This window comes from Erythrobacter sp. JB1-4 (assembly GCF_057365025.1).
On sequence record NZ_CP200292.1, the window covers coordinates 3443896 to 3460381 of the forward strand.

The window sequence follows — 16486 nt, forward strand, 5'->3', positions numbered from 1 at the left end:
AAGCGCTTTAACGCCCGTCAAGTTCCTCACATTGCACATCTGGCAGCGGCAATGAGAACCTTGCCCGCGCACGCGGATCATAAAACCGTGCATCATGCAGGATCACGCTCCCATCTTCCGCGCGCGTGCCAAAGGGTGCTCTTGACCAAAACAGGAAAGCATCAAGCTGACTGTTATCATGCCGCTCCTCGCTCAAATCAGGAAGGACGCATTGAACCGCCTCGGAATGGCGATAGCCATAGCCGGCGTCCTCGCCCTGCCAGGTGTCCGATACCCAGCGCCCATCCTCAAGCTTTGCAATCCGCTCGCGCGCAAGCGAGGCGATTGGCTTTGGCGAGGCGATGAATTCTGACGGATAAGGCTCTGCCATGATCCCCTTGTTCAGATAATTGAGCGAAGTGATTGTCCAATTCATCGCAATATAGGCAAGCATGATCGCAATCGCACCGCGGGCAATCGGGCGTTGGTTCCCTCCTGATTTTTCTCGTCTGTACCCCCACCACACGGAAATGATCAGCAAAGCCCAAAGCCACACATCAATGATAAACAATGTATCGCCATAGGCCCAAGTGGGCGCGAACGGCTCCCAAAAACGCACACCGTAAACATTGAGCCAATCGAACAGTGGGTGACTGAGAGCGCCGATAAAACTGAGTGCGTACAGCCAGCCAAAATGCACAGGCAATCGCCCCTCAGGCCGCTTACCCCGTTTGGTTTGCCATCGGTCATAATACCAAAGAATGCCCGCCAGTATCAGCGGCAAAATCACCAAGGCAGGCGGTCCATGTGTGATCCCGCGCCGGAAACCCAGATGCTCTGTACCTTCAAGCCAGAAGAAGCAGGCTGCATCCACATCTGGCAAATTTGCCCCGATGATCAGCGCAGGCATACCAAGCCCGGTTTTCGTCTTAAGGCCCGCTTGGCCCATCACTGCGCCTACAAGGCTGTGCGTCAGGTTATCCATTTGCACACGCCTAACCTTCGTGCATAGCTGCGTCAAAATAGTATCGACGAGAGAGACAAAACCCATGACCGACGCACCCTTTGTACGCCCCGACATGAAGGCCCTAATCGATGGCCTTGCAGCAGCGGGCGGCCCGGCGATGTCGGAGATGAGCCTCGAGGAAGCACGCGCGTCCTATGTGGCGTTGCACGCTATGGCAGACCGTCCAGCGCGCGAGCTTGCGGTGATCAAGGACCTCTCGTGTCCAGGGCCTGCTGGCGATATTCCCCTGCGGCTTTATGACGCGAAGGACACTCGCGGGCCGGGTCCAGTGATCACCTTCTTCCATGGCGGCGGTTTCGTTATCGGAGACCTCGAAACCCACCATAATCTGTGCACCGAAATCGCGCACCTGATGGACCTGCCCCTGGTCGCGGTCGATTATCGCCTTGCGCCCGAACATCCCTTCCCCGCTGCGATTGAAGATTGCGAAGCGGCGGCGCGCTGGATTGCCTCATCGCCTCATGAGCTTTACCGCGAGGCAACGGGTCTCATTACGATCGGCGATAGCGCTGGTGGTAATGCGACGATCGCTGTGACCCAGCTACTGGGCACCAAAGCTGCCGATGTCCCCGTTGTCCTCCAAGTGCCCATCTTCCCGCTTGCAAGCGATGCCATGGGATCAGCCAGCATTGAGGAATTCGCCGATGGCTACATCCTCACCAAAGCGGCGATTGAGTTCTTCGATATGGCATATCAAGCCGACAAGTCCGACCCGCGCGGCTTTCCGATCCTTGGCGACCACAGCAATGCCCCGCCCACCGTCCTGACCACAGCAAGCCTTGACCCCATTCGCGATTCCGGGCGCGACTATGGCAAGGCATTGATCAATGCAGGGCGCGATGTGGTGTTCTTGGAAATGCAGGGGCTGTGCCACGCGCATACCAATTTGCGCGCCGCCGTACCAAGCGCTCAGGCTGACCTTGAACGGATGGTGGCTGCGATGAAACTCATGTTGGGGCGCGCGTAAAATGAGCGATCTTCCCTACCGCCCGTGCGCTGGCTTTATGCTGGTGAATTCAGAGGGGCTCGTCTTTGTCGGCGAGCGTATCGACAAACGCGCGCATGGCTTTTGGCAAATGCCGCAAGGGGGTATCGATGCGGGCGAAGACCCCAAGACAGCCGCCCTGCGCGAGCTTCACGAAGAGACCGGCGTTGGCCCTGATATGGTGGAGATCATCGCAGGCGGTGACATGACCTTCAAATACGACCTTCCACCAGAGCTTTTGGGCCGCATTTGGAAGGGCAAATATCGGGGCCAAGAGCAATATTGGTATCTGGGACGCTTCACCGGGACCGATGCCGATATCGACCTCAACGCTCACGATCCAGCGGAGTTTAAGGACTTTCGCTGGGTGAGTGTCAATGAACTGCCCGAGCTCATCATTCCGTTCAAACGCGATGTTTACGAACGGCTCGTCGCAGAGTTTGCGCCGCTGATTTAGAACTTAAACGTAATGCTATCGCGGTTGTCTTTTGCTCGGGCTGCTTTGAAGCTGCCCAGCGCTTCTACCCGGTTAAACCACGCGTTCACATTCGGATAGCCGCCTTCAAACAGACCCTTATCGCGCACGGCGAACATGGGATAGGACAAGGTGATATCTGCGCTTGTCAGATTGTCACCGCCAAAAAAGGGCTGCTTGCCGAGATCTTCTTCCATCAGCTTAAGCATCGCTGCCATGCGCGGGTCTAGGAAGAGTTTGCGCACCTGACCAAACACCGCTTTCAAAAGCGAGCTAATCGGCCACGGGCTGCGGCTCTCCAATAGCCCCAAGATCATAGCGATGCTCTGAAGGTTCATCAAAGAGCCCGGCGATGAGTGATACCAAAATAGATGCCGCGCGCGGTCCTTGTGCCCTGCCCCCGGATTAAGCGTGCTCTCGGGATACCCATCGAGAATATAATCGATGATCGCATTGCTTTCTGCCAGCACCAGATCGCCATCTGTCACCACCGGAGCCGTGCCCAAAGGCGAGAGTGCCTTATAATCGTCAGGTGCCAGATTATCGTCGGTGTTGCGATTGTAGAGCTTAAGCTCATACTCAGCGCCAAGCTCCTCCAACAGCCAAAGAATGCGGAAGCTTTGCGAATATTCGAGGTGGTGAAGTGTTAGCATGGCCGCGACTCCTAACGGTGAAGCTCAGTTCGTGACAGCGGTTTCTTCGCCTGCGTCACCCGCAGTCTCAACCGCGAGACGCGCAGGAGGACCGGCAGCAATGCGCTGTTGCAACGCCAGAGTTTCCGGACAAGAGGAACCGCAGAGGCTCTCTAACCGCGACAAGTTGCGCTGTGCCTTTTCAACGGCACCCCTCTCCACCAAAGCCTCGCCCTCGCCCGAAATTGCCGCAAAGTTATCCGGATCGCGCTCCAAAGCCTCACGGTAATACCCAATCGCTTTTCCTTGAAGGCCATCCTGACGCGCAGCCTCAGCAAGCTGTACGAAAATCGGCGTGTATGCAGGGTCCACGGCAAAAGCGGCTTCAAAGGCATCAATCGCGCCTTGCGTGTCGCCATTGGCGAGCGCTGCCTGACCTGCTTCAATCAACTGAGCCGCCAGCGGGCTCGGCGTTTTTTCGCCAGCGCTTGTCACACTCGCCGTAGTGGCCAGGAAAAGCGAAAGAGCAGCAGCAACGGGCGCGAAACGCATGAAAAGCTCCTTGGGAGTAGCAAGGCCGATGGTGGATGGCTTAGCCATAGGCGCGCTGCCTAACACTCAAAAGCGAGCTTTGCGACAAAAAAGCCATCTGTGTCGTCGTGGAACGGCGTAAGGCGCTTGCCCTGTCCGCGCGGCCGCCCAATAGGCATTTCAGGCGCAGTTGCAGTCCAGCCCTCGTGTCGCTTCAAGAACGCTTCAACTCGGTCAGCCCCTTCGTCGTCAAGGACGGAACAGGTCACAAAGGTCATCGAACCGCCCGGCCGCGTAAGGTCCGCGCCGATATCGAGCACATGGTCTTGAAGCTTGGTCAGCCGCGCAAGCTCTTTGGGATCGAGCCGCCAGCGCCCTTCGGGTTGCCGCCGCCAAGTACCGCTCCCCGAGCATGGCGCATCAACCAGCACCCGGTCCGCTTTTCCAAGCCACGGCTCGAGGGCCTCACGCTCTTTGCCCGGATCAAGCAAGACAGTGTGATCAACCTGCACCCCGGCACGCGCTGATCGCGGAGCCAGATTGCCAAGACGGCGTTTGTCTGTGTCACAAGCAACAAGGCTCGCTGCATTGCCCAGCTTGGCCGCCAAAGCGAGCGTTTTGCCCCCTGCCCCTGCGCAAAGATCGATGATGGTGTCACCCGGGTTAGCCTCAAGGCTTTCGCACACCCATTGACTTGCGTGATCTTGAATTTCGATCAGTCCCTCGCGGTATTCGGCCCATTGCTCAACCTGCGTACCTTGGGGAAAACGAAGCGCATTTGGTGCGGCAAGCGGCTCGCCCAATTCAGGAAGCTCTAAGCCATCGCGCGCAGCTTTAAGGGCGTTCACTCGAACATCGAGAGCCGCGCGTCCAAGAAGCGCCTCGGCCTCTTTGCCCGTCACCCCTGAGGCTTTAAGCCTTTTCTCAAGCCACTCTGGCGCGACACCAATAAACGCCGCCATCTCGCCTGCACCAATCTTGGCAGGGCCATGGGTGGAACCATCGAACAAGGGCACGAGGTTCTCATCCTGCGTCGCCACCGCCAACATGGCAGAGCGACCATCGTAAGGCACCTCTCCGCACAGCCGGATCGCCTGGTACACAAGGTCGCGCACCGCGCGGCGGTCCTTCGAACCTGCATAGCGGCGTGTTTTGAAATAAGCGGAGATTAACCGGTCAGCAGGTGCGCCTTTATTGCGGGCGCCTTCGATGATCTGGTCAAGAAGCTCGATTGCGGCTTGGACGCGGGCTGCGGGCGTCATTCAGGCGCTTCGGTCTGGCGAAATTCGCGCTTGAAAAGTTCTTCGATCTCAGAGCGCTCAGGAAATTCGACACAGCGGGCGGCGAATTGCCTTGGTGTGTCCCCTTCAGAGGTCACTTCGGTGTAATCTGCCAGAATGCCAGCGCTCGCTTTTTCACAAGCTTCGATTGAGCTAAACAAGACGGGGTGACGCTGAAGATCAATCTGCGAGGGATCATCAGCGCTCCAACCAAGGATAAACAGCATTACAGGGACAAGTTCGATCAACATCTGGGTCCTTTATCGGGTCGGATAATTCGGCGCCTCACGCGTGATCGCCACATCATGCACATGGCTTTCGGAGAGCCCGGCATTGGTGATGCGAACAAACTGTGCGCGGGTTTGCAGGTCGTTGATCGTGTGTGAACCCGTATAGCCCATAGCTGCCTTCACCCCGCCGACAAGCTGGTGGATTACATCGGCGGCCGGGCCTTTGAACGGGACCTGCCCTTCGATCCCCTCCGGCACGAGTTTGAGCGCGGACACATCCTGTTGGAAATAACGATCAGCAGACCCGCGCGCCATCGCGCCGACGCTGCCCATGCCCCGGTATGCTTTGTAAGAGCGCCCTTGGTATAGGAACACATCGCCCGGGCTTTCCGCTGTGCCTGCCAGCATAGAGCCGACCATGACGCTGGATGCGCCAGCAGCGAGAGCCTTGGCCGCATCGCCAGAGGTTCGAAGGCCGCCGTCTGCGATGACCGGAACACCTGATTTTGCAGCTTCCTTCGCGCTTTCCATAACGGCGGTAAGCTGCGGCACGCCGACACCAGCCACCACGCGCGTTGTGCAGATGGAGCCAGGGCCAATGCCAACTTTCACAGCGTCCGCGCCTGCATCGATCAGCGCGCGTGTGGCCTCAGCCGTGGCAACATTGCCTGCGATGACTTGCACCGAGTTTGAAAGAGCCTTTACCCGTTCCACTGCACGGCTGACATCGTCATTGTGACCGTGAGCTGTATCGATCACCACCACGTCAACTTCGGCATCGACAAGAGCTGCTGTACGCTCAAAGCCTTTGTCACCCACCGTGCTGGCCGCTGCCACCCGAAGACGCCCGGCGGAGTCTTTGGTGGCGGTTGGGTAATTCACAGCCTTCTCGATGTCTTTCACCGTGATAAGGCCAATACATTTGTAGTCATCATCAACCACAAGCAGCTTTTCAATCCGGCGCTGATGAAGGAGCCTGCGCGCATCTTCTTGGCCGGTGCCAAGTGGGACGGTGGCAAGATCATTCGTCGTCATAAGCTCACGAATGGGCTGCAAGGGGTTCTCGGCAAACCGAACATCGCGGTTGGTAAGGATACCCACGAGGATGCCATCATCATCGGTCACGGGAATGCCGCTGATCTTGTTTTGCTCCATGATCGCTTGCGCTTCGCCAAGCTCTGCATCGGGGCGGATGGTGATCGGGTTTACCACCATACCGCTTTCGAAGCGCTTGACCGCACGCACAGCGGCGACTTGTTCATCAACATCAAGGTTACGGTGAAGAACGCCAATTCCGCCCAATTGCGCCATAACGATGGCCATATCGGCCTCGGTCACAGTGTCCATTGCACTCGAAAGAACAGGGATATTGAGAGCAATGTCCTTTGTCAGCTTCGTTTGCGTATTCGCCATGCTTGGCAGCACATTGCTTTGCGCCGGGCGAAGAAGGACGTCATCAAAAGTAAGGCCGAGGGGGATTTCCATGTGCACGTGAGAGCTTTCATCAAGGTGGAGCGAGATCGTGCACGTCCCTGTAGGACGGACTTTCACTCAGCGCTAGGGGAGCCTTGTGCGTAATCGCCCACTATTGTGACGCCGAGGTGTCACCCGCCGGGTAGGAAACAACATTCGCTAGCCGCGTGACCAATGCCTCATGCAGCAAAAGGTCATCAACCGCCCCGCCCATTTGCAAAGCGTCCACCTCATCACTTGGGCGATGATAACGGTTCTCCAAATACGGGCCAAGGACAATCTCAGAGGCAAAAGAGGTCGATAAAAGCACCGAGGGCACCCCTTGTTCGAGCAAAGCCCAGCCATCGTGACGCTGCAAGAAGCTGTTGGCGAACTCGCGGTTACCAAGCTCCTGCCCGCGTTCGCGAATTACATCGAGCACCACCGGGTCAAGCGGCGTTCTTCCCTCTCCGATGAAGCCCACCGCTCCCCCTGCTGGCGCGACTGCCGTTGAATCGAAATTGAACGCTGCGACAATTCTCTCAAGCGCAACAGAGGGCGCATCGACAAAGGCTTTGGCCCCCAAAAGCCCTGCTTCCTCCGCGCTGGTTGCGAGAAAATAGATGTCCCGATCATGCGGCCCTTTCGCTTTAAGCTTAGCTGCGAGCTCAAGCATCAGCGCGACACCCGAAGCATTGTCGACCGCGCCATTGCATATGAGGTCTGGCGCCGCGCTTGCGCACTCCCCCAAATGGTCCCAATGGGCCATTAATAAGACCGCACCCGACCCCGGTAATTGGCCCGGGATCAGTCCGATCACGTTGGAACTGGTAAATTCGCGGCGGCTCGAGTGCACATCAAGAGCGATGGTTGCTTTGAGAACTTCAAATTCAAAATCGGCGCGAGAGGCACTTTCAAGCAAACGCGCCCACTCACCCCTGGGCAATGCATCGGCAAACGCCCTTTGGGTAACAAATGCGTTAAGATTATCGGGGGATTGGCTTGCAAGAAGCAAACGCTCCCTCGCATATTGAGAGCCCACTTTGGCAAGGCTGCTCTTGTCAGGCAAAATGCTCAAAACGGCGGCTGGACGATGAGCGTGGATCGCGTCGAGAGCCACAGGATCGCCTTTGTCGAAGAGCATGACAACGATGCGGCCGGTAATTTCTTCATCGGGAATGGGATTGGCACCAGAACCGATAAAGACCACCTCAACACCATCGATCAGAACCCGGCTGCTCAACGAAAAGGCGGCGCTGCTTTCCAGAGGGAGCACCGTTGTCCCCGTCCTGGTCCGCACGGTTATTTCATGATCAAGCGGTTGTGAGCTCAGCAATTCAACCGGAGCACGCCAAGCGCTTCCAGGATCATTTGTACCCGATTGAAGACCAATCGCTTGCATCCGGCTGATGATATAGGAAATCGTTCGTTCGCCTCCGGGCGTGCCCGGCTTGCGCCCGCCAAACTCATCGCTTGCCAGCACCTCGACATCGCGAATCATTCGTGCAGCTGCGGCGTCACGCTCAATCTGTGGATCGGGCCCGTCAGGAACCGTCACACAGGCTGCAAGGGCAAAGCAAACCCCACACGCAAAGACAAAGCGGCCAAAGGACGTCATTCAGCGGTCCAGCCTCCGTCGATGCTCCAATTGGCCCCTGTCACATTGCCCGCCTCCTCGCGGCATAAGAACACTGCCATCGCGCCAATTTCTTCAGGCTGAACGAACTTTTTGGTCGGCTGTTTGGCCAAGAGCACATCCTGCATGACCTCTTCGCGGGTCATTTGGCGCGCTTGCATCGTGTCTGGGATTTGCCCCTCCACAAGAGGTGTCCAGACGTAACCGGGGGAAATGCAATTGGCTGTCACCCCGCTTTGAGCAAGCTCCAATGCGATGGACTTGGTAAAGCCGTCAACGGCATGCTTCGTTGCCACATAGGCGCTTTTAAAAGGCGATGCCTGTTTAGAGTGTGCACTCGCCGTGTTGATTATCCGTCCCCATCCCTTTGCTTTCATATACGGCACGGCAAGACGGGTTGCATGGAAGACGGCATTAAGGTTGAGCGCAATCACCTGATCCCATTTCTCAGGCGCAAAATCCTCAACTGCTGAGACATGCTGCATCCCTGCATTGTTCACGAGGATATCGACGCCCCCCGCCTCGGCGATCTCCTCCATCATCGTCTCGATAGCGGTGGGTTCAAGCAGGTTTGCGCCATGATACGAGGCGCTAAGCTCTTCGCACAATTGCTCAATCTCTGATGTGTCGCCAAGCCCGTTGAGGATCACTTGCGCGCCCTGAGCTTGCAATGCCCGCGCGATGGCAAGCCCAATTCCCGAGGTCGACCCTGTGACCAATGCGCGTTTGCCTTCAAGCATCCTACCTCACCTCATTATCCATAATCACATGCTATCTTGGCATTGCGAGCCACTTCAAGACGTGTACCATGGGGCATGCAAGCTTTTGCGGTGCAAGGCGGCTGTGTCCAGTTAATTGCGCCAAATATCGAAGCTTTTGAGCAGATTGCGGTCATCACCTGCCTTGCTCAATTGGGAATTAGGAGAACACCGTGCGGCTTGGCCGGTATGATACATCCAAAATCAAAGTCCGTTCTGCGGGAGGGCGTGGACGTGCTGGTAAAGCGGGCAGCGTTGGGTGCGGAACAATAATCATCGCGCTCATCGCAGCGGTCCTGTTCGGCGTCGACCCAATGCAAACGATTGGACTAATCGAGGGCGGGCAGAGCCCTGTTTCCCAAACCGGCCAGCAATCAAACCTCACCGAAGATCAACTCTGCTCAAGCGGCCCTTATGCTGAAGAAGTGTGCAACGCGATGCTAAGCCTCAATCAGACATGGGCGCCAATCGTGAGCCAAGCGGGTATTCGTTTTGAAGAGCCTGAACTTGTTCTTTATCCACCGGGGCCTGTCTCAACTCAGGGTTGCGGAAACGCGAGCTCAGCGGCCGGACCATTTTATTGTCCTGCAGACTACGGCATCTACATCGAAACGGGCTTTTTTGATCAGCTTGCCCAGATGTCTGGCACCAACGGCGATTTCGCCCGGCTTTATGTGATGGCGCATGAATATGGCCATCACATTCAAAATTTGAGCGGACTTTCGGGACAAGTGCGCAGCCTGCAACAGCAAAACCCTCGGCAAGCCAATCAGCTTCTGGTGCGGCTAGAACTGATGGCGGATTGCTATGCAGGCGTATGGGCAGGCAAGAACCGGGCACTGATCGAACCGGGTGACCTTGAGGAGGGCTTGCGCGCAGCCAGCTCTGTTGGAGATGACACCATCCAGCGGCGTGCCGGGCAAAGAATAAATCCCGAAGGCTTTACTCATGGCACAGCGCAGCAACGAATGGATGCGTTACGACGCGGATTGCAGAGCAGTGATGCAGGGGCATGTGATGTCTATTTCAATGAGCGGTAAGGCGATTGCGCTTGGTTTGATTATCGCGATGGTTTGGCCTGCCGCTTCTGCGCAAGCCCAGATGCGCCAGGATGACCCGAACGCGATGGATGTTGCGCGCACGCCGCTGGAAGACCTCAATATCGATTCAAAGGATATCCCAGAGGTTTTGCAAGAAGCGGTGCGCAATCCATACGACAACACTGGCATTTTCAATTGCGATCATGTGCGCGCACAGATTGCGGTGCTCGATAGCGCGCTTGGGCCTGACTTTGATCTACCGCAAGAAGAACAAAGTCGGATTAGCGCGGGCCGTGTTGCCAAAAGCGTTGTTGGCTCGCTCATCCCCTTTCGCGGGATCGTGCGCGAAGTCTCAGGCGCCAACAAAAAGCGCAACGAAAGGCAAATTGCCTACACCGCCGGAATGGTGCGCAGAGCGTATCTTAAAGGCATGGGAGAGGCGCGTGGATGCTCGTACCCTGGGCGACCTCGCACGGCAGTTGGCGAAACAGATCCACGCCTCACTACACCCATTCCGCCCAATATCGATCGAAGTGCACCAGATGCAGAGGCACCCGAGCCACTGCCGGTTCAGCTCAAACAAAGCGGTGAGGACACCGCGCCAATCGACCAATAAAAACCGGCGCGAAGGGGACTGATCTTCGCGCCGGTTGAGTATGCTCAAAAAGGACTTTGCCCTTTTGTGAGGTGTTTTACTTCGCCTCGCTCTCCCAGCGAGAAATCACCCGGTCAATCTCACGAAGAGCACGAGAGCGCGCCTCACCTTCCATCTCCGAGCTTTTGATAGAGCGGCGCGCTTCCTTGAGGCCATCGAGGGCTTCAACCATCACACGTTTTTGGCAGATACGAATGATTTTCACGCCGTCGCTGTCTTGCGTTTCGGTAACGACCTCGCTGTCGCCGCCCTTACAGCTTGATACAACGCGCACCTGTTGTCGGCTCGCACCAAGGCGTTCTTCTTCCGCCCCGGCCTGGGCTTGCTCAATGATCTCAGGAAGGTTCTCAAGCGCCTCGTTGGCCTCTTCAAGGCCTTCGCGGACATCTTCGAGAATTTCCTCGATCTGCTCTTCGCTCAGTCTGCCCTCAGCGCTGAGGTCCGAACGATCAAAAAAGCGCAAATTGCTGCTACGGCTTCTTAGCGTAAGCCGTCTATTTTCTGATCGCTCAAGAAGCTTGGCAAGCTCCTGTGAGTCCATGCGCTTGCCTTCGGATATCCATTTGTCGAAGGAGCGGGTCTCTCCATCTTTGCCGCGGATGATCAAGCGGGTCTCTTTATCGCCCTCCTCAGAGTTCCAGACAAAAACACTGTCGCCATTGCCCTGTGCCCCGGACACCTCGACCTCACCATCTGGATCAATCACGATGATCTGCTCATCGACAAGCGGTGCTTCGGGTGGAACGGGCGCACCTGGAGCTTTTGGCGGTGCCGGCGGTGCAATGGCGAGCGATAGCGCTTCGGGAGCTGTGGGTGCTTCGGGCGCCTCACTCGCGGCATAGCTAATCGAGGCTGTCATCGGAAGAGCGACAACCGCTGCTCCGAGCATTAGCCTTCCTGCCAAACGGCGGCTCTTGTTTGTGTTGTCCATTTTCAGGCTCCTTAAACGGTGTACGATGGATTTTTCCCCCAGCACAGGACAGGCCATTGGGGCTGTCAGTGCATGGCTTGGGGCAACATTGGGGCCAAAAGCGCGTTCGGCTGCGAAGCTGACGATGAGATTGGCGTAAACCTCGCGGTCCTCGCGCTGGGCATGGGCCATAACACGCGCGTCACAGGCCGCCTCTTGATCACGGCGCAGCGCCAGCCAGCCATACCGGCCAAGCGGGTTCCACCAATGGATCGCAAACAGGGGTTGCACAAGAACATTAGCGAGAAGATCGCCGCCTTTGTGGTGTGCAAGCTCATGCGAAAGGGCAAGATCACGCGCCTGGCGGTCAGGATGAGCGAGAAACCCGTCGGGCAACGCCACCACTTTGTCGATAACGCCAAAGGCTAAGGGAGCCTTGGTTCCGGGCGTCTCGACCAAGCGAACCGAGCCTGAACGCCCGACTTCACGCGCATCTTCGAGCAATTGGTCGCGAAGCTGGAAATATGCAGAAAAGCGCATTCCCAAAAAGATGGCGGCCCCGATAAGCCACACAAGCACTCCCACTTGAACCAGCAATCCGGTGTCAAAACCGCTAAGGTCGAACGAGGAGGCTTTTGTCAGGACAGGCGCAGTATCGGACGCTGCCCCCAATGCGCCATCAGACGGTGCGACAACCGCGTCGTCAAAGCGCGCGGTGGAAGCATCCATTTGAGGGGCGGCATCGCTTTGAGGAACTGAGATGGGAGCTGGCAAAGGTGCAAGCAAAGCAGCTTGCGAGCTTTCCCCCAAACGCATCCAGGCCGGAAGTTCTATCGGCGGGAGCACCAGTCGCAAAGCTGGAATGGCCCATAAAGCATAGGCAATCTGCGGCCCAAAAGTGCGCGAGACAGGACGACGAATAACAAGGACGAACGCGATCAATACCGCTGTCCAAACGAGGGTTTCCATCATCCAGCTGGTCATGACTTTAACTCCTTGAGCAAAGCCTCAATCTCGCTGAGGTCATCATCGGTAAGCGCTTCGGTCTCTGCCAAATGGGCAACCAAGGACGCGGCGCGGCCGCCAAACAGCCTATCAACAAGTCGGCGCGATTCCCCACCGACATAATCTGAACGTTCAATCAGCGGGCTGTAGATATAGCGCCGACCATCAGGACGCGTTTCAATCGCACCCTTTTGTACAAGCCGGGACAAAAGCGTCTTGACCGTTGCCAAGCTCCACCCGCGTGCCTCGCACACGGTGTCACACACCTCTGAGGCGGTTGCCGTGCCTTGGTCCCACAAGGCCTCCATCACCGCGTGCTCAGCTTCGCTTATGCGTTCTGGTCCAGAATTATCTGACTTACTCAAGATTGCCTCCTCTAACCGCGACGAAGACTAATGATTACGCCTGTAGTCACATCGACTACGCCTGTAAACATTGCTGCTGGATGAACATATGTACATCCCCCTTTTTGTCGCCCCTTGTTTATGGACAGACGTGCGATATGGGAGGACGAATGACTTGGAGATTTTTGTTAGTCGCGGCCCTCATGATGGGCCTATCCGTGAGCGCGCAGGCGCAAGACGAGATATTTGCCGAAACACAGCCGGTTGAGTTGAACGCCGATGATCCCGAGGTCAATCAAGTTGGCGAGCTCATCTACCGTGGCGGGCTGGAAATTGCCCCCGGCGAAGAAGACATCGGCGGCATCTCCGGCCTCACATGGCACGAGGACAAGCTCTACGCGGTGAGCGATGATGGCCATTGGCTGACGATTGAAACAGATGAAATCGATGGGCTGTTGATCGATCTGCTCAATGTTGAGCGTGGGCCCCTCCTCGATGAGCGGGGTAAGAAGCTAAAAGGCAAGGAGCGCAGCGATGCTGAGGCGATCAGTTTTGTGCCTCAGCTTGGATGGTGGGTGAGTTTTGAGCGCGAGCACCGTATTTGGTACTACCCGGAATTGGGCGCTCCGGCACAGCCATGGTCCTTTGGTGAAGAGGGTTTTCCGCCTCTTCCATTCCGTATTAGCGCAATGATTGGATCAAATCAGGGCGTGGAGACTCTTGCTCACTACCCGCAAGGAATGCTGGCGTGTGAAGAGCGATATTCTCCTGAAACCGTCAATTGTGTGCGATTTGATCCAACAGGTGAGGCTGAGTATTTTCAGCTTGTGCCACCAAAACCACTTGCCGAGCATGGCGGTGTGCCCACTGATGCCGCTTGCCTCGAAGATGCAACTTGCTTCATCCTTTTCCGCAGCTTCACGCCCGGCGAAGGCAACCGCGCCGCCATCGTAAAGCTCCCCCTCGAAGGCGAGCCGGAAACCCTCGCCGTCCTCACGCCGCCCCTGACCCTCGACAATTTCGAAGGGCTCGCGGTGCGCGAAGAGGCGGGGAAGACCTATCTCTACATTGTATCGGACAACAATTTCTCGCGTGACCAACGCACGCTCCTGATGAAATTTGAGATCAAAGCGCCTGAGCCGGTCATCATCCCTCCTCCGCCTGAACCTGAGATCGTTTATGAAACACAGGACGTGGTGCTCGAAACAGACGCTGGCAACATCACCATCCGGCTTGAGATCGAACGCGCGCCGATAACGGCTGCAAACTTCCTTGCCTATGTCGATGAAGATCGCTTCAACGGTACGACAATTTATCGCGCTTTGAAATTCCGTCTCGAGCCAAAACCCTATGGCATGCTCCAAGGGGGCACACGCTATGATCGCAAACGCATGCGCCCTGATATTGCGCATGAACCGACTACGGTCACCGGCCTTAGCCACACGAACGGCGCTGTCTCAATGGCACGGCTTGGGCCCGGAACAGCAAATGGTGATTTCACCATCATGTTAGGGGACATAACCAGCCTCGATGCAAATCCTGATGCACAGGACGAAAATGAGCGCGTGGGCTATGCCGTCTTCGGCTATGTCGTTGATGGCATGGATGTGGCGGCAACGATCCTTGCCGGTGAGCCTGACCCCAAAGAAAAGGGAGCATTGGCCGGACAGATCCTTGCAAAGCCTGTGGTCATAAACCAAGCCCGGCGCGCCGATCCCCAAGAAGAAGTGGCCCCGGCACAGAGCGCAAAAAGAGCGGAAGGGCCGTAATCAGTCGCCAATCGCAGGCCTGCCAACCGGCGCGCTTGCGGTCTTTGGAATGCGAGACTCCAGCACTGGTAGCCATTCGCCAACCCCTGCTCCAAACGCATTTTGAGGAAGCGATGCCAGAAGGCGCTTTTGGGTCTCCCACCCTGCAATTTGTACAGATGCCGCACGCGCCGCATCGTTAAGGCTTTGGGGTTTGCGCAATTGATGGTTGACCAAAGCATCACCATAAAACGTCCAATCGTTCTCCGGTTGGCACCCGAATGAATTACGCTCAGCAGCTGACGCTGTCAGAATGGCGGTCTGATGAGCGGCAAGCACCGGCACGAACACTCCCGAATGGCATGCGCTGATGATCAGAATGCGCCGCTCAATCCCCAACTCCTCCAGCGCACCCTTTAACCTTGCCGGTGACAGAACACCGTATCCCGTGTCGCCATAGTGATAGGCCAGACCAAGCTTGTTTCCATGGCTAGTGGTGTAAAGCACGAGCACGTCTTCTGACCGATCCATCACATCGGCGATATGGGCAAGGCTCACCAAAAGGTTCTCGATCGATCCCTTGGGAAGGTCATTGCGGCTCCCATCAGGCCCAGCGAGCGCAAGCGTGCGCCCCTCCCCTTGATATCGGTTTGAAAGAACCTTCGCAGTTTCCCGCGCCTCACGCGCAAAAACCGGATCGCTATCAAGCGCGATGGAGACAACATAGGCATCAACAATACCCGGCGTTTGAGGCTGAAGCCTTGCGAGCGCGCTGTCCAATCGGCGTCGCTGCGCCACAATCTCGCGCACGGGCACTCCGCGATTAAGCTCCGGCGCGCCTTCCATACTGGCGGCCAATTGCTCCTGTGTTTGACCGGCGGCAATATTGGGCCAAGGCTGCGTGTGAGCGGGGGGTTGGTTCGGGCTATCTTGTGCCACTGCAATCTGAGGCCCGGCGAGTGATACACAACACAGCGCTGACGCAATTGGGATGCTAATCGCTTTGATCATAGACAATCAATCACCAAGCGCGAACCTCGCGTCAAGCTTTTGACCGGTCCGATTGTGTCAAAGCGACATTCTTGACCAATGTCGCCCGCGTACAATGCGCTTGATCAAAGGTGATGTAAGAGCCGCAATGCAAGCAGAACCGGTTAAGCAGTAAGAACCGGTTGGGGGGACGATTATGAGCAGCACTATCAAGGGTAACTCAGAGGAAAAGCGCACAGCCAACAGCGCAACTGTGCCAGCGCAAAACCTGGCCCACGGCCTATTTGGCAGAAGAACCGCTTCCCTAAAGGATGCGTCTTCGCTTAACCGCAGCGGGCCCAATCCTATTGGACGGGCCGCTTAGTCACGCCCTCGCATCCGCGCCAGATCGCTCGCCAATTGCGAAGGGCCAAAGCCCTTGCCGGTGATCAACCGTTTGAAATCGGCAGCATGATCGAAGTGCTGCAATTGGCGATGGTAATAATTGATGTATTCAAGGATCGTGAGCACTGCCGCGATCGTTATCGAGACCTTGTCGCCGGTTGAAGCGCCGATGCCAAAAACCCAAACCGCGAGAATAAGCGCGAGCGACAAGACGCTTGATACAGCAAATGGCCACTGGAGCTTGTCGGTCCATGGCAGCAGGTCTTTGAGAGTTTGCGGCTGCCCCTCCAACTGATGCAGCTTAGCGCGCCAGTAAAGACCGCCGAGCAGAAGCAGCCCGCACATTGGCAGACACGCCAAGGCGAGCCACAAGCTCATGGATTGTTCGAGCGAAATGCAGGCGAAGACTATGATGGCTGGCATCA

17 protein-coding genes are annotated in these 16486 nt (G+C 56.7%); 5 read left to right on the top strand and 12 right to left on the bottom strand.

Annotated elements, in window-relative coordinates; genetic code table 11:
• Positions 1-7 precede the first annotated feature (7 nt).
• On the bottom strand, positions 8-964 hold the full coding sequence (locus tag AC0V61_RS16160) for a metal-dependent hydrolase (RefSeq protein ID WP_486159227.1): 957 nt from the start codon (positions 962-964) through the stop codon (positions 8-10).
• A gap of 64 nt (positions 965-1028) precedes the next feature.
• Here AC0V61_RS16160 and AC0V61_RS16165 point away from each other — a divergent pair, with 64 nt between their 5' ends.
• Both AC0V61_RS16165 and AC0V61_RS16170 read left to right on the top strand, forming a co-directional pair.
• A complete protein-coding gene (locus AC0V61_RS16165) occupies positions 1029-1973 on the top strand; it encodes an alpha/beta hydrolase (protein WP_486159229.1) in 945 nt (314 codons plus the stop codon).
• Position 1974: 1 nt separating this feature from the next.
• On the top strand, positions 1975-2448 hold the full coding sequence (locus AC0V61_RS16170; protein WP_486159231.1) for an RNA pyrophosphohydrolase: 474 nt from the start codon (positions 1975-1977) through the stop codon (positions 2446-2448).
• Here AC0V61_RS16170 and AC0V61_RS16175 read toward each other — a convergent pair.
• From AC0V61_RS16175 to AC0V61_RS16205, 7 genes are all read right to left on the bottom strand, one after another.
• Positions 2445-3119 (bottom strand): glutathione S-transferase family protein, encoded by a 675-nt coding sequence (locus AC0V61_RS16175; protein ID WP_486159233.1) that lies wholly within the window; start codon positions 3117-3119, stop codon positions 2445-2447. The two genes, AC0V61_RS16170 and AC0V61_RS16175, sit on opposite strands and share 4 nt — an antisense overlap.
• A 24-nt stretch (positions 3120-3143) precedes the next feature.
• Complete coding sequence (locus AC0V61_RS16180) at positions 3144-3698, bottom strand: tetratricopeptide repeat protein (RefSeq protein WP_486159235.1); 555 nt, start codon at positions 3696-3698, stop codon at positions 3144-3146.
• Positions 3699-3709: 11 nt separating this feature from the next.
• Complete coding sequence (locus AC0V61_RS16185; protein WP_486159237.1) at positions 3710-4891, bottom strand: RsmB/NOP family class I SAM-dependent RNA methyltransferase; 1182 nt, start codon at positions 4889-4891, stop codon at positions 3710-3712.
• Positions 4888-5160 (bottom strand): hypothetical protein, encoded by a 273-nt coding sequence (locus AC0V61_RS16190; RefSeq protein ID WP_486159239.1) that lies wholly within the window; start codon positions 5158-5160, stop codon positions 4888-4890. Before AC0V61_RS16190 ends, AC0V61_RS16185 begins: the two co-directional genes overlap by 4 nt.
• Positions 5161-5169: 9 nt before the next feature.
• On the bottom strand, positions 5170-6624 hold the full coding sequence (guaB, locus tag AC0V61_RS16195) for an IMP dehydrogenase (protein WP_486159241.1): 1455 nt from the start codon (positions 6622-6624) through the stop codon (positions 5170-5172).
• Positions 6625-6724: 100 nt separating this feature from the next.
• On the bottom strand, positions 6725-8209 hold the full coding sequence (locus AC0V61_RS16200) for a M20/M25/M40 family metallo-hydrolase (RefSeq protein WP_486159243.1): 1485 nt from the start codon (positions 8207-8209) through the stop codon (positions 6725-6727).
• A complete protein-coding gene (locus AC0V61_RS16205) occupies positions 8206-8967 on the bottom strand; it encodes a 3-hydroxybutyrate dehydrogenase (RefSeq protein WP_486159244.1) in 762 nt (253 codons plus the stop codon). Before AC0V61_RS16205 ends, AC0V61_RS16200 begins: the two co-directional genes overlap by 4 nt.
• A gap of 191 nt (positions 8968-9158) precedes the next feature.
• Between AC0V61_RS16205 and ypfJ the strand changes: the two genes are divergently transcribed.
• Together ypfJ and AC0V61_RS16215 are read left to right on the top strand one after the other, a co-directional pair.
• A complete protein-coding gene (gene ypfJ, locus AC0V61_RS16210; RefSeq protein WP_486159246.1) occupies positions 9159-10025 on the top strand; it encodes a KPN_02809 family neutral zinc metallopeptidase in 867 nt (288 codons plus the stop codon).
• A complete protein-coding gene (locus AC0V61_RS16215) occupies positions 10003-10641 on the top strand; it encodes a hypothetical protein (RefSeq protein ID WP_486159248.1) in 639 nt (212 codons plus the stop codon). Before ypfJ ends, AC0V61_RS16215 begins: the two co-directional genes overlap by 23 nt.
• A gap of 76 nt (positions 10642-10717) precedes the next feature.
• Here the strand turns inward: AC0V61_RS16215 and AC0V61_RS16220 are convergent, their stop codons facing one another.
• Positions 10718-12574, bottom strand: coding sequence for a M56 family metallopeptidase (locus tag AC0V61_RS16220; RefSeq protein ID WP_486159250.1), 1857 nt, complete (start codon positions 12572-12574; stop codon positions 10718-10720).
• Entirely contained in the window at positions 12571-12960 is a 390-nt protein-coding gene (locus tag AC0V61_RS16225) for a BlaI/MecI/CopY family transcriptional regulator (RefSeq protein ID WP_486159252.1), read from the bottom strand. The genes AC0V61_RS16220 and AC0V61_RS16225 overlap by 4 nt, the downstream gene beginning before the upstream one ends.
• Positions 12961-13109: 149 nt before the next feature.
• On the opposite strand from AC0V61_RS16225, the gene AC0V61_RS16230 reads away from it, so the two are divergent.
• Positions 13110-14708, top strand: coding sequence for an esterase-like activity of phytase family protein (locus AC0V61_RS16230; protein WP_486159254.1), 1599 nt, complete (start codon positions 13110-13112; stop codon positions 14706-14708).
• On the opposite strand, the gene AC0V61_RS16235 is transcribed toward AC0V61_RS16230, so the two are convergent.
• Positions 14709-15698: a C13 family peptidase gene (locus tag AC0V61_RS16235; RefSeq protein WP_486159256.1), complete on the bottom strand. Its 990-nt coding sequence runs from the start codon at positions 15696-15698 to the stop codon at positions 14709-14711.
• Between the two features lie 339 nt (positions 15699-16037).
• A complete protein-coding gene (locus tag AC0V61_RS16240; RefSeq protein WP_486159258.1) occupies positions 16038-16484 on the bottom strand; it encodes a hypothetical protein in 447 nt (148 codons plus the stop codon).
• Positions 16485-16486: the final 2 nt, after the last annotated feature.